Origin of the sequence: Bradyrhizobium sp. HKCCYLRH3097 (genome assembly GCF_051167875.1) — a bacterium.
Lineage (GTDB): Bacteria > Pseudomonadota > Alphaproteobacteria > Rhizobiales > Xanthobacteraceae > Bradyrhizobium.
The window spans coordinates 623,057-636,624 of record NZ_JBNPTX010000001.1 but is presented as its reverse complement, the minus strand read 5'-3'; the positions used below and the strand labels follow the sequence as shown (position 1 = coordinate 636,624).

13 protein-coding genes are annotated in these 13,568 nt (G+C 67.5%); 9 read left to right on the top strand and 4 right to left on the bottom strand.

The window, feature by feature from the left end:
• Positions 1 to 48 precede the first annotated feature (48 nt).
• Positions 49 to 1,137 carry a citrate synthase/methylcitrate synthase gene (locus ACQR0U_RS02885; protein ID WP_316166241.1) on the top strand — a complete coding sequence of 363 codons (1,089 nt, stop codon included), beginning with the start codon at positions 49 to 51 and terminating at the stop codon, positions 1,135 to 1,137.
• Positions 1,138 to 1,180: 43 nt separating this feature from the next.
• On the opposite strand, the gene ACQR0U_RS02880 is transcribed toward ACQR0U_RS02885, so the two are convergent.
• Positions 1,181 to 1,825, bottom strand: a complete 645-nt coding sequence (locus ACQR0U_RS02880) for a J domain-containing protein (protein WP_315715227.1) — start codon at positions 1,823 to 1,825, stop codon at positions 1,181 to 1,183.
• A 110-nt stretch (positions 1,826 to 1,935) separates the two neighbouring features.
• Here ACQR0U_RS02880 and ACQR0U_RS02875 point away from each other — a divergent pair, with 110 nt between their 5' ends.
• Positions 1,936 to 2,205 carry a BolA family protein gene (locus tag ACQR0U_RS02875; RefSeq protein ID WP_316166243.1) on the top strand — a complete coding sequence of 90 codons (270 nt, stop codon included), beginning with the start codon at positions 1,936 to 1,938 and terminating at the stop codon, positions 2,203 to 2,205.
• 7 nt (positions 2,206 to 2,212) lie between these two features.
• On the opposite strand, the gene ACQR0U_RS02870 is transcribed toward ACQR0U_RS02875, so the two are convergent.
• The 3 genes from ACQR0U_RS02870 to ACQR0U_RS02860 all read right to left on the bottom strand — a co-directional run bounded on the left by ACQR0U_RS02870 (position 2,213) and on the right by ACQR0U_RS02860 (position 5,401).
• Entirely contained in the window at positions 2,213 to 3,517 is a 1,305-nt protein-coding gene (locus tag ACQR0U_RS02870; RefSeq protein WP_431337814.1) for an HlyC/CorC family transporter, read from the bottom strand.
• A gap of 73 nt (positions 3,518 to 3,590) precedes the next feature.
• On the bottom strand, positions 3,591 to 4,739 hold the full coding sequence (gene aroB / locus ACQR0U_RS02865; protein WP_434842574.1) for a 3-dehydroquinate synthase: 1,149 nt from the start codon (positions 4,737 to 4,739) through the stop codon (positions 3,591 to 3,593).
• Positions 4,736 to 5,401: a shikimate kinase gene (locus ACQR0U_RS02860; RefSeq protein WP_315715223.1), complete on the bottom strand. Its 666-nt coding sequence runs from the start codon at positions 5,399 to 5,401 to the stop codon at positions 4,736 to 4,738. Before ACQR0U_RS02860 ends, aroB begins: the two co-directional genes overlap by 4 nt.
• 156 nt (positions 5,402 to 5,557) lie before the next feature.
• Between ACQR0U_RS02860 and ACQR0U_RS02855 the strand changes: the two genes are divergently transcribed.
• From ACQR0U_RS02855 to ACQR0U_RS02825, 7 genes are all read left to right on the top strand, one after another.
• Positions 5,558 to 5,704: a histidine kinase gene (locus ACQR0U_RS02855; RefSeq protein WP_315715424.1), complete on the top strand. Its 147-nt coding sequence runs from the start codon at positions 5,558 to 5,560 to the stop codon at positions 5,702 to 5,704.
• A gap of 171 nt (positions 5,705 to 5,875) precedes the next feature.
• Entirely contained in the window at positions 5,876 to 6,832 is a 957-nt protein-coding gene (gene xerD / locus ACQR0U_RS02850) for a site-specific tyrosine recombinase XerD (protein WP_316166245.1), read from the top strand.
• 219 nt (positions 6,833 to 7,051) lie between these two features.
• Complete coding sequence (locus tag ACQR0U_RS02845) at positions 7,052 to 8,014, top strand: acetyl-CoA carboxylase carboxyltransferase subunit alpha (RefSeq protein WP_315825525.1); 963 nt, start codon at positions 7,052 to 7,054, stop codon at positions 8,012 to 8,014.
• Between the two features lie 294 nt (positions 8,015 to 8,308).
• Complete coding sequence (locus ACQR0U_RS02840; protein WP_315752309.1) at positions 8,309 to 9,796, top strand: L,D-transpeptidase family protein; 1,488 nt, start codon at positions 8,309 to 8,311, stop codon at positions 9,794 to 9,796.
• A gap of 985 nt (positions 9,797 to 10,781) precedes the next feature.
• Positions 10,782 to 11,246, top strand: a complete 465-nt coding sequence (locus tag ACQR0U_RS02835; RefSeq protein ID WP_315735202.1) for an Rrf2 family transcriptional regulator — start codon at positions 10,782 to 10,784, stop codon at positions 11,244 to 11,246.
• Positions 11,236 to 11,943, top strand: a complete 708-nt coding sequence (locus tag ACQR0U_RS02830; protein WP_316226085.1) for a class I SAM-dependent methyltransferase — start codon at positions 11,236 to 11,238, stop codon at positions 11,941 to 11,943. The genes ACQR0U_RS02835 and ACQR0U_RS02830 overlap by 11 nt, the downstream gene beginning before the upstream one ends.
• A 262-nt stretch (positions 11,944 to 12,205) precedes the next feature.
• Entirely contained in the window at positions 12,206 to 13,519 is a 1,314-nt protein-coding gene (locus ACQR0U_RS02825; protein ID WP_316170986.1) for a hypothetical protein, read from the top strand.
• Positions 13,520 to 13,568: the final 49 nt, after the last annotated feature.

Genomic DNA, 13,568 nt, shown 5'->3' with positions numbered 1-13,568 from the left:
CGACTGGGCGGATCTTGTCAGCGTGATCATTCTCGAAGGAGACCCGCCATGACCATCCAGCTCGGCAAGACCCCCATCGGCCTCGACGGCATCGCCGCCGCCGAGACCGTGCTCAGCCACGTCGACGGCCAGCGGGGGGAGCTCATCATCGCCGGAGCGCGTGTGGCCGATCTCGCCGCCGCCAGCGGCTTCGAGGGCGTGACCGCCCGGCTATGGAGCGCGGCGACGAAGCGCACCGTCGGCGAGGCCGAGGTCCGCGCCGGCCTTGGCCGTGCCCGCGAGCGTGCCTTTGCCCGGCTGCCCGAGCTGCTCGCCGCGACCTCCGGCCTGTCGATCATCGACGGCTTCCGCGCCGCCGTCGCGGCGCTGCGGTCCGAACCCGGGCTCGACGACGAAGCCACGATCGTCGGCGCCTGCCCGGTGATCGCCGGCGCCCTGGTCCAGCGCGCCCAGGGAACACAGCCGATCGCGCCCGACCCTGACGCCGGTCACGCCGCAGACACGTTGCGGATGGTCCGCGGCGACACGCCCGAGAGCGGCGAGGTGGCGGCGCTGGACACGTATCTCGTCACCGTCAGCGATCACGGCATGAACGCCTCGACCTTCGCCGCGCGCGTCGTCGCCTCGACCCAGGCCGACCTGTTCGCGTCAGTCACCGCCGGCTATTGCGCGCTCACCGGCCCGCTGCATGGCGGCGCGCCGGAGCCGGTGCTGGAAATGCTCAACGCGATCGGCACGCGCGACAACATCAGGCCGTGGGTCGACGCGGCGCTCGGCCGTGGCGAGCGGCTGATGGGGTTCGGGCATCGGATCTATCGCGTGCGCGATCCGCGGGCCGACGTGCTCAAGGGCGCGATCGAGCGGCTGGCGGGCAGCGGGGCTGATCTGCCTTTTGCGAGCGAGGTAGAGGCTTACATTCGCCAAGCGCTGCGGCGGAAGAATCCGGAGCGCGTGCTCGACACCAATGTCGAGTTCTTCACCGCCATCCTGCTCGATGCGCTGAAGATTCCGCGCCAGGCGTTCACGCCGATCTTCGCGGTGGCGCGTGCCGCCGGCTGGACGGCGCATGCCCGCGAGCAACAGCGCACCGGGCGGTTGATCCGGCCGAGCTCGGCCTATATCGGGCCGAAGCCCTGATACCTTCAACGCGACGTGCGGCAGCCTCGCGCGCTGCCGCGCGTCAGCCCTTCACCACCGTCTTCAGGTAGTTGTAGGCCTTGATGATCTCGATCAGGCGATCCTCGGTGGAGCGGTCGCCGCCATTGGCATCGGGATGGTGCTGCTTCACCAGCGCCTTGTACTTGACCTTGACATCCTCGAGCGTCGCGTCGGGACCGAGGCCCATCACCTGCAGCGCCTTGCGCTCGGCGTTGAAGACCTTGCGCGTCTCGGCCTTGGGAGCCGAGCGGGGATCCGGACGCCAACTGCCGCGGCCGTTGATCTCGGCGAATACGCTGAACGGATCGGCGGCATCGCCGAGATCGCCCTCGGCGCTGCCGGTGCCGCGCTTGGCCGACGTGTTGGCACCCATCTTCCAGGTCGGGCGGTGTCCGGTCAGCGCATCCTTCTGATAGCGCGCGACCGCTTCGGCGTTCATCCCCGAGAAGAAATTGTAGGACTGGTTGTACTCGCGCACGTGATCGAGACAGAAGTGCCAATACTCGCGCGCGTTCTCGCGTCCCTTGGGCGCGCGATGCGAGCCCTTGTTCTTGCAGTCCGGCCACTGACAGGGCTGGGCCTCCTCGCGCACCACCGGCTGCCGCGCAGCCTGTTTCTTGGGCTTGATGCGGATGGAGTCGAAGAATTTGTTTGAATCGATCGGCATGGCGGACTTTGACTACGCAACGCGAAAAGCTTCAAGTCTTGACATTGCGAATACCTCAGGCGGGGACCGCCGATTGACGAAAAATAATTTGATGCGTATTTCCAGAGACCATGCGGACCCGAGATGCTATCATCGATAAGTTGCGCGAAGCTTTCTCGCCCGAAAGCCTCGATGTTCAAGACGAATCACATCTGCATGAAGGCCATGTGGGCCATCAGCCGAGCGGTGAGACCCATTTCCGCGTGTATATTGTGTCGCAGGCCTTCGCCGGCAAGAGCCGTGTCGATCGCCACCGCCTGATCAACGCCGCATTGGCAGCGGAACTTGCCGGCTCGGTGCACGCGCTCGCGCTGCATGCGAAGGCGCCGGGCGAGGCTTGATCCCCAATTAGAACGCCGTGCCCGCACGGCGCGGCCGCGTCTCCTCGGTTTCGCCGCGCGGCACCGGTACGATACGCAGCGCGGTGATGCGATTGCGCTCCCGGCGCAGCACGCGAAAGCGGAAGCCGTGGAACGTGAAGCTCTGACCGCGCTCGGGGATCGAACGCGCCTCGTGAATGACGAGACCGGCAACTGTCGTTGCTTCCTCATCGGGCAGCGTCCAGTCCATCGCGCGATTGAGATCGCGGATCGGCACTGAGCCATCGACGACGACGGACCCGTCCGGCTGCACGCGCACACCCGCGACCTGCACATCTTGCTCGTCGGAGATGTCGCCGACGATCTCCTCCAGAATATCCTCCAGCGTGACGATGCCTTCGACCTCGCCATACTCGTCGACCACGAGCGCGAAATGCGTCTTGCGCCGGCGGAACGCCTTCAGCTGTTCCGACACGGAGCGCATCTCCGGTACGAACCACGGCGGCAGCGCCAGTGAAGCAACGTCGATGTGCGACACATCGCCCTCGGCGGCGCGGATCGCACGCAGCAGGTCCTTCGCATGCAGCACGCCGATGATGTTCTCCGGCGTGCCGCGCCACAGCGGGATGCGTGTGTACTCGGTGGCGAGCACCTCGCGCACCAGTTCCTCCTGCGGCAGGTCCGCATTCACCATCACCATTTCGGTGCGGTGGACCATCACGTCCGACACCTGCAATTCGCGCAGATCGAGTAGGCCGCCGAGCATGTCGCGGTCCTGCTTCTCGACCTTGCCTTCATGATGCAACAGATCGACGGCACCGCGCAGGCGTTCGGTCGGCGACAGGATCGGCTGATTGGCCCCGACCTTGAAGCCGATCAGCCGCATCAGCCCGCGCACGATCGCCTCGATCACGGCAAGCACCGGACCGAGCACGAACACAGTCGCGCGCATCGGCCTGGCGACCGCGAGCGAGACGCGATCCGGCGCATTGATCGCGATCGTCTTCGGCAGCACCTCGGCAAAGATCACGACCAGCGCGGTCATCACGCCGGTCGCGTAGAGCACGCCGACCTCACCGAACCAGGCGGTAAAAATACCGGTCGCCAGCGCGGAGGCGCCGATATTGGCGATGTTGTTGCCGAGCAGCAGGGCGCCGATCAGCCGTTCGCGCATGTCGAACAGGCTCGACACCACATCGGCATCGCGATTGCCCTGCTTCGACAGCCGCAGCATCGAGGCGCGGGAGGCACCGGTCAGCGCGGTCTCGCTCAGCGCAAAGAAGGCCGAGGCGGCGAGGAGGAGGATGACGACGGAGAGTGTGAACCAGTCCATGACGCCGATGTCGCTCTGTAGGGAGGCCGCCGATGATCCGTTGGTACTGCTCAATACGGCGTAAAGCCCGGGATCAGCCTCTGCTGCGCAATTTGGCCTGGAGAAAGTCGCGGACGCGCGCCGGATCGACGTCCTTCGCGATGACGGCGCGGCCGATGGCTTCCATCAGGATGAAGGTGAGCTTGCCGCGCTTGACCTTCTTGTCCTGCGCCATCAAGGCCAAGAGCCGATCGGCGTCGCCGATCCCCTCCTGGGCGAAGCCGGCGATGTCCTGCAGATGGGTCGGCAGACCGACCGCGGCAAGGTGACGCTCGATCCTGACGACGTCGTCGGGCGGCAGCATGCCGAGCTCGGCCGAGAACTGCGCCGCCAGCACCATGCCGACCGCGACGCCCTCGCCGTGGAACAGCCGGTCGGAGAAGCCGGTCACGGCCTCCAGCGCATGGCCGAAGGTGTGGCCGAGATTGAGCAGCGCCCGGTCGCCGGTCTCGCGCTCGTCGCCGGCGACGATCGCCGCCTTGGCGCGACAGGAGGTCGCGACCGCGTGCTCACGCGCCGCACCGCCCTTGACGATGTCGGCATGGTTGGCCTCGAGCCAGGCGAAGAAGCTGGCATCGCCGAGCAGGCCGTATTTGGCGACCTCGGCATAGCCGGCGCGGAACTGGCGCGGCGACAGGGTGTCGAGCACGGCCGTGTCGGCGATCACCAGCACCGGCTGGTGGAAGGCGCCGAGCAGGTTCTTGCCCTGGGGCGAATTGATGCCGGTCTTGCCGCCGACGGAGGAATCGACCTGCGCCAGCAGCGAGGTCGGCACCTGCACGAAATCGACGCCGCGGCGCAGGATGGCGGCCGCGAAGCCGGCGAGATCCCCGACCACCCCGCCGCCGAGCGCGATGACGAGATCGTTGCGCTCGATCCTGGCAGCGATCAGCGCCTCGCTGACCTTCTCCAGGCCGGCATAGGTCTTGGAGCCCTCGCCCTCATCGACCACGATCGTGGACGCCGGGATGCCCGCCTCCGCCAGGATCGCCTCGGCCGGCTTCAGCCAATGCGCGGCCACGGTACGGTCGGTGACGATGGCGGTGCGCACGCCGGGCCGCAGCGCCGCGATCCGCTGGCCGAGTGAAGCCAGCACGCCGCGGCCGATGACGATGTCATAGGCGCGCTCGCCGAGCGCGACGTCGACGATGATCGGATCGGAATGCTTCAGTGGTGCTGTCATCGGAGCGCGCCCATCGCCTGCGGAGGATCGGGTTGAACTGGATCGGGTTGTGGTCCGGCCGGCCCCGCCTCGGTCTCCGGTGGCGAGAAGAACGCCTGCAGCGCCTCCATGCAGTCCTCGACAACGCGATCATGCGGCACATCGCGCGAGCAGATCGTGAGATCGGCAAGCTGGTAGACCGGCTCGCGCTCGACGAGCAGGCGAGCGACCGTGCCTTCCGGATCGGCGGTCTGCAGCAGCGGCCGGTCGGCCCGCCGCCGGACGCGGCGCATGATCACGTCGGCATCGGCCTTGAGCCACACCGAGACCGCCTTCTCCTGGATGCGCCGCCGCGTCTCCTCGCGCATGAAGGCGCCGCCACCGGTTGCCAGCACCGCCGGACCATTTTCGAGCAGGCGGGCGATCACCCTGGCCTCGCCGTTGCGGAAATAGTCCTCGCCGCGCGACTCGAAGATTTCCGGTATGGTCATGCCGGCCGCGGTCTCGATCTCGGTGTCCGCATCGACGAAGGGCAGCCGCAACCGCGCCGCGAGCCGCCGGCCCACGGTCGACTTGCCGACACCCATCATGCCGACCAGCACGATCAGCCGCTTGCCGAGGCCTGCGAGAATCGCGGCCTCCGGAGCGGCTGGGCTGGGTGCGGGTTGCGTCGTGTCGGTCATCTCCAGGCTTCTAACCCAGCCCCTGCTGCTTTCAAAGGCATCCTGTTCCGTCCCCCCGAGCCAAGGCGAGCTGCCCGGTCTGCCCGACGGGCTTGCAAGGCCGATGCGAACATGTTGGATGAAACCGTTCCCTTTCTGGTGGCCTGCGCGACCGACATGCCCAGCCTGTTCCGCTTCCTGACCGTCATCGCCGTCATCGTCGGCGTGGTCTATGGCGCGATCTACGCGCTGGCGAATTTCGTCAATCCGAAGCCGCGCGAGATGACGGTGACGATCCCGCCCGACAGGTTCCAGAAGAGATGAGCGGCGCCGCTGCGACGAACCGAAAAGCCACAGGGCATTGATTAAGAATTTTGCGGTTGTCTGAGGCGGCCGGGCGCCGCGATATCGGCCAGATTTGCAGTCACCGCTCGCCGTGCCGGCACGAATACCTCGTAGTGATTCGATCGCCTCGGACGCAGCGGATTTCACGACATGAAGGTCAAGGCCTCCGACGCCGGGCTGATGAGCCTGTTCCTCGACATGATGGCCGCCGAGCAGGGCGCCGGTCAGAACACGCTGGACGCCTATCGCCGCGACCTCACCGATCTCTCCGAATTTCTCGGCGGCAAGGCCAACGGCTTCGCCACGGCCGACACCCAGGCCTTGCGCGACTATCTCGCCGATCTCGACACCAGGGGTTTCAAATCCTCCAGCGTGGCGCGGCGGCTGTCGGCGATGCGGCACCTGTTTCGCTTCCTGCTGAGCGAGCGCATCCGCAGCGACGATCCCGCCGCCATCCTGTCGGGCCCGAAACGCGGCCGGCCGCTGCCCAAGGTGCTGTCGATCGGCGATGTCGACCGCATGCTGACCCGCGCCAAGGAGCTCTCCGAGGTCGCCGACGCTTCGCCGTCGCAGCGGCTGCGGGCGCTGCGACTGTATTGCCTGCTCGAGGTGCTCTACGCCACCGGCCTGCGCGTCTCCGAGCTGGTGGCGCTGCCGCGCACCGCGGCGCGCAACGACGCCCGCATGATCGTGGTGCGCGGCAAGGGCAACAAGGAGCGGCTGGTGCCGCTGAACCAGGCCTCGCGCCAGGCGATGGCCGACTATCTCGCCGCCCTGGATGCGCTGAAGCCCGAGAAGAAGGCCAGCGCCACCTTCGGCAAATGGCTGTTTCCCTCGTTCGGCGAGAGCGGCCACCTCACCCGCCAGCACTTCGCCCGCGACCTCAAGGAGCTCGCGGTGGCGAGCGGCCTGCCGGCCCGGCTGGTGTCGCCGCACGTGCTGCGCCACGCCTTCGCCAGCCATCTGCTGCACAACGGCGCCGACCTGCGCATCGTCCAGACCCTGCTCGGCCACACCGACATCTCGACCACCCAGATCTACACCCACGTGGTCGAGGAGCGGCTCAAGAGCCTGGTGCGGGACCTGCACCCGCTGGCCGAGACCTGACCTCGCTTCACACCTTCCCGAAACCAAATCCGCCGGCGTGACGCCCGGCCGGCTTGACTTCGCGCCCGTCTGCCCCGAAAGAGCGCCATCCTGCCCGTTCTCCCGGCACGACGCCTGGGGGCGGCGCACCGATCGCACCCTAAGCTCCTGAAGTCCTTCATCTTCAGGTCCGAAGGCCGAACCGATTTCGTCTCCCAGCGCTCTTCCTTCAGCTCTTCCATGCCGGATCCCATGCGCAGCTACCTCGATTTCGAAAAGCCCGTTGCCGAGCTCGATTCCAAGGTCGACGAACTCCGGGCGATGGCCGCCTCCGGCACCGACATCGGCGAGGAGGTCAGCCGGATCGAGGAGAAGGCCGGCCAGGCGCTGGCCGAGCTCTACGCCAACCTGACCCCGTGGCAGAAGACGATGGTCGCACGTCATCCGCAGCGGCCGCACTTCACCGACTTCGTGGGTGGCCTGATCACCGAGTTCACCCCGCTCGCAGGCGACCGCAAGTTCGGCGAGGACGCCGCGTTGCTGGGCGGCTTCGGCCGCTTCCGCGGCGAGCCGATCTGCGTGATGGGCCAGGAAAAGGGCGCCACCACCGAATCCCGCCTCAAGCACAATTTCGGCATGGCCCGCCCGGAGGGCTATCGAAAGGCTGTCAGGCTGATGGAGATGGCCGAACGGTTCGGCATCCCCGTGCTGTCGCTGGTCGATTCCGCCGGCGCCTATCCCGGCATCGGCGCCGAGGAGCGCGGCCAGGCCGAGGCGATCGCCCGCTCCACCGATGCCTGCCTGGCGCTCGGCGTGCCGAACGTGGCGATCATCACCGGCGAGGGCATGTCGGGCGGCGCCATCGCGCTGACCACCGCCAACCGGGTGCTGATGCTGGAGCACGCGATCTACAGCGTGATCTCGCCGGAGGCCGCCTCCTCGATCCTGTGGCGCGACGGCACCAAGGCGCAGGAAGCCGCCAACAGCATGAAGATCACCGCCCAGGACATGCTGCGTTTCGGCGTGGTCGACACCATCCTCAAGGAGCCGGTCGGCGGCGCCCACCGCGATCCCGCGGCGATGATCGCCGCCACCGGCGAGGCCATCGCCCAGGCGCTCGACGAGCTGAAGGGGCTCGACGCCGACGCCATCCGCAAACAGCGCCGGCAGAAGTTCATCGAGATCGGCCGCAAGCTCGGCTGATCGGGCCGGAGCCGAGCTCCCGGCGCTCGCGGTTTTGTGAGTCTTTCCAGCCGTTTGGCCGCATTTCGGCCCCGCCGGCGGGGTCTGTTGTTTAGGAGTTGTTGACCAAAGCGGCCGGGGCCTTTCGGCATCGCCGGAGCGCGGGTTGCGAGGCTTGGGGTCAAAGGCTACAATTTTAATCAATGGTTTGACGGCATGACGCAGGGTCGACCCGTGATTTATCCAGCTTTCGGGCCGATCGCGTGAGATGAGACTGGGGTGTTGCGGCATGCCGGGTTTGCGGGGAGCTTTGCTTTGATCAACCGCGCTTTCGTCCGGGTTCTGATGACCTCGGCGGTGTTGGCCGCCGGCGCGCTGCTGACGGGTTGCAACAGCGATCAGGTCGCGCTCGCCACCAACGCCAAGGCCAACCAGCCGGTGCCGCCGAAGCTCGTCGCGACGATGGGCGAGAAGGACATGGATCTGCAGTCGCCGATCCTGGTCCGCGTGTTCAAGCAGGAAGCCGAGCTCGAGGTCTGGAAGCAGGACCGCTCGGGCAAGTTCGCGCTGCTCAAGACCTATCCGATCTGCCGCTGGTCCGGCGATCTCGGACCGAAGGTGCGCGAGGGCGACCGCCAGGCGCCGGAGGGCTTCTACTCGATCAATCCGAGCCAGATGAACCCGCAATCGGCCTACTATCTGTCCTTCAACACCGGCTATCCGAACGCGTTCGACAAGGCGCTCGGCCGCACCGGCTCGCAGCTGATGGTGCATGGCGACTGCTCCTCGCGCGGCTGCTTCGCGATGACCGACGAGCAGATCGCCGAGATCTATGCGCTCGGGCGCGAGTCCTTCTTCGGCGGCCAGCGCGCCTTCCAGTTCCAGGCCTATCCGTTCCGGATGACGCCGGTGAACATGGCCAGGCACCGCAACAATCCGAACATGCCGTTCTGGCGCATGATCAAGGAAGGCTACGACCATTTCGAAGTCACCCGGCAGGAGCCGAAGGTCGACTTCTGCGAGAAGAAGTACGTCTTCGACGCCCAGAAGCCGCCGGGCGCGACGCACGATCCGGTGTTCGACGCCTCCGCCAAGTGCCCGGCCTACGTCGTGCCCGACGAGATCACCGCCGCCGTGCGCGACAAGCAGCAGGCGGACGAGGCGGAATATGCCAAGCTCGTCTCCAAGGGCACGCCGGTCGCCAAGCTCAACACCGGCATCGATGGCGGCATGAACCCCATCTTCGCCAGCCGCGTGCCGGGCGCCTCCACCGGCCTGTCCGACGCCGGCGAAGCGCCGGGCCTGTCGCTCGCCAATTTCACGCCGGCGCCAGGCACGATCCCCGGTCATGTCAACCCGCCCCGCGCGCCCGGCGCCGACGAGGTCGCCGCGATGCCGGCCAGTGCGGCTCCGGCTCCCGCAGCGGCGCCCTCCACCCGGGTGGCGGCCGTCAGTGCGCCGGAGAAGCCGAGCTTCATGTCGAGCCTCGCCCGCAAGGTCGGGATCGGCGGCAATGCCGCGGCCGACACCAAGGCTGCGACCGCGAAGCCCGAGAGCAAGACCGCGGACGCCAGGCCCTCAGAGATCAAGCCCGCCGAGATCAAGCCTGCGCCCAAGCCGGTCGCGGCGAAGCCCGCCGAGACCCGGCAGGCCGCCGCGCGGCCGCCGTTCAAGCCCGCCGCCGGCGACGCGCCCGCCACCACGGCCTCGGCCCCCGCGCAGACCCAGACCGCGCTGGTCTCCGGCGCCGTACCAGTGCTGCAGTCGAACTCGTTCGACAGCCGGTTCGCAGGATTCAAATAGTAAGCCGTCCATCGAGCGCCGCTTTTTTTGGCGAGATACCGAGGGCCGCCGGACGCTAGCCGCGCGCTCGGGTGCCACCCTCCCCTGGAGGGGGAGGGTCGATCGCACGCGAAGCGGGCGAGCGGGGTGGGATGATCTCTCCACGCATGCTTTTGCGCGCGGAGACATCACCCCACCCCGCCTCACGTTTCGCTTCGCTCCTCGTGAGGCGACCCTCCCCCTCCAGGGGAGCGTGAGCATCGCGTTTGTGGTGCCGTCGTGGTCAGCAATCTCAAACTGCATTTGGGGACGCGCGTCATTGTCCTCGCGACGCTCTTGGCGTCCGAGTGATGCATCGATCTCACCCTCTTCCGAAGCGAGGGTGCAGGGAAGGCCGGACCTCGACTGAGGCCCGTGGCCCGCCTGCGAAAAAAATGCAGGCGGCAGGTACCACAGGTCCAGCCGGACGACCCGGCCCTCCCTGCGCGATAGTTTTAACGGCTGCTTCGCGATCTCCCTGGGGACCGGGCTGTGTTGCCCCCATCACCGGCGAGATGCGCGGGGCATCAACAGCCGGCTTGACCTCAGCATCGGGAGGTCAGGACCACGCGACTTGACCGTGCGAGCCGATGTTGTTCGTCCGCGCGAATGATCACGCTGCAAACCGGCCCGCCCATCACATCCCGCACTCCACGCTTCGTGACGACCGCGCAGCGCCCCTCGTCGATGAGGCGGGACGGACGGAATAATTCACGAAATTCCGAAATTGAGAAGCGGCATATTTTTACTGATGGGACTGGACAGCCCAAATCAGCTTGAACGCGCGGGCAAATTCAGTTTTTCCGCGCAGCGCGTTTCTCATCGTTGGGAGGCATGGACCCGCCCGCCGCACGCGGGATGCAGGACCGAATCGCCCGACGGGCAGAGGCGCCAGCGTCGGCGCCCAAGCCTTCATGGCCGGGCCGGCCGGTTGACGGCTGGAATATCATGTCATATTAAAAGTTACATGAGACCCAACAGCCAGTTGTCCGGCATCCTGCACGTCCTGCTCCACATGGCGGAGCACGACGGTCCGGTCACGTCCGAGGCCCTCGCAGCGATGATGCAGACCAATCCGGTCGTGATCCGCAGAATCATGGCGGGCCTCCGGGACAGCGGCTATGTGCGCTCCGAGAAAGGCCATGGCGGCGGCTGGACGCTCGCCTGCGATCTGGCGACCGTCACCCTGCGCGACGTCTACGATTCACTCGGGCGTCCATCGCTGTTCGCCATCGGCCATCGGAGCGAGACTCCCGACTGCCTCGTCGAGCAGGCGGTCAATGCGGCGCTCGACACCTCCATCCGGGCCGCCGAGACCTTGCTGCTGTCCCGTCTCGGCGCCATCACGCTGGCGGCGCTGAGCGCTGATTTCCACGACCGCCTCGAACGACGCAAGCGACCTCGCAAAGGAGACATTTGTCATGCCGGCTGACATTGCCGACGGCGCTCAGCAGTTCATCCGCGCGTTTTCCGATCCCGAATTCGTCGCGCGCTACACGGATGGTCCACGGCGCTTCGTGCCCGGTCTCGACGGGCTGCACCGGATGACGGCGGTCCTGCTGGCCGAGCGGGCGCCCGAACATGCGAGGGTGCTCGTGCTGGGCGCGGGCGGCGGGCTCGAGCTCACCGCGTTGGCGGAAGCGCAACCATCGTGGACCTTCGTCGGCGTCGATCCGGCGCCGCAGATGCTGCGACTCGCCGAACGCACGCTCGGCGCGCGGACGAGCCGGGTCGAACTGATCGAGGGCACCATCGACGATGCGCCGGCCGGCCCGTTTGACGCGGCGACATGCCTGCTGACGCTGCATTTTCTGGCAGCATCGGAACGGTTGCGGACAGTCCGCGCCGTGCACGACCGGCTCCACCCTGGAGCGCCTTTCGTGGTGGCCCATAGCTGCCTGCCCAACGAGCCCGTCGAGAGATCGCTGTGGCTGGATCGGTACGCGGCCTATGCCGTTGCGTCCGGCACAGACCCCGAGCAGGCCAGGACGATGCGCGCGACCGTCGATGCCAGCGTCAACATGCTGAGCCCAGGGGAGGATGAAGCCATCCTGCGTGACGGCGGCTTTCGCGATGCCCGTCCATTCTTCACAGCGCTGACCTGGCATGGCTGGATCGGCCACGCCTGAACCGCCGCCGAGCATCACACCGATGCGCCCTGAACGATCGCGATCAGAGCCTGCTAATTAGTTGCCCGGCCTGCGCCGGCATCCACGCATGTCCCTCCCCGCGGCCCCCGAAGAGGTGGATGACGCGGCTCGCGGACAGGCTTCGCGCCGGAGCCGTGCCACGTCTCAGCCTGCGTGATGTCGCGCACGGAGCGCCGGGACGCGATCTGCGACAAACGGCGCGTCACCCGAGGCGAGGTGACGCAACCGAGAGGAGCAGGTCATGAGCTTTTGGGATGATATCGGAGATGCCGTCAGTTCCGCCGTGGACGACGTGAAGGACGTCGCGAAGGATGTGGCGGGTGCGGTCGGCGGTGCGGCGGGCGCCGTGGTCGATACGGTCGAGCACGTCGCCGGCGATGCGGCCCATGCCGTGGGCAGCGTGGTGCATGGCATCGGCGCGCTCGGCGGCGAGGCCATCCATACCGTGGGCGGCGTACTCGGCGCGATCGGGCACGGTGCCGAGGCTATCGGCGGCGGCCTGCTTCACACCGTAGGCGACGTCGCGTCGACCGTGGTCCATGTCGGCGGCGACGTCCTCCATACCGGGATCAACGTCGCCGGCGACGTGGCGTCCGGGGTCGGCCACCTGGTACATGGCGACATCGACGGCGTCATCAACGACGTCAAGCATATCGGCGGCGACATCGTCGACGGCGGGCTCAAGGTCGGTGGCGACGTGGCGCATGGCGCCCTCGACGTCGCCGGCGACCTCGCACACACCGCGGTCGGCCTCGGCGAGGCCGGGCTGGAGGCGGCCGGCGCAGTCGGCCACGGCGCGCTCGGCATGGCCGGCACCATCGTCGGAACGGCCGGCGAGGTCGGCATGGACGCGCTCGACGCTGCAGGCGCCGTGGTGAAGGGCGGCTTCGACGCCGGCGTAGCGGTGGCCGACGGCGCCATCGGCGTGGTCACCGACACGGCGTCGGCGGCGGGCCACCTGATCGGCGGACCGATCGGCGAGGCGATCTCCGGCATCGCCCACGGCGCCGATGCGGTCGGCACCGGCATCGTCGATGGCGTCGGCCATTTCGTCGGCGAGGGTCTCAACGGGCTGGCACAGACCGCCGGCGAGTTGAGCCACTCTCTGGGGCAGCAGCTCGACGCGATCGGCCACGACCTGGGCTCGCTGGTCAACGACCTCAGCCATGGCGATCTCGGCGCGGCGATCGGCGACGTCTTCAAGCTGGCCCAGGACGGCCTGCGCAGCGACGGCAGCATCCAGATCGCTCATGCGGGACAGGACGGCGGCAGCCATGGCGGGTTCTGGGACTCGATCGCGCAGGCGATCCATCAGTCCGCCGACAACGTCCAGGGCAGTCAGGGCCCCGGCTTCCCCGGCCCGTTGCACGGCGAGGGCTCGTCGCACAACCCGATCATCGTCGACAATTTCGGCGACCATGGCCATGCGGGCAACACCGGCATCGTACCGCCGAATTTCGACCACGCGCCGGTGGCCGTGCACGACGCGCCGCACGCCGACTACAGCCACATCGTCCAGATGGACGACGCGCATCACTTCGCGATGCATGGCTGAGGCAACGCCGCTCGGCCGGCAGGCATCCCGCCGTGATCGTCACGGCGGG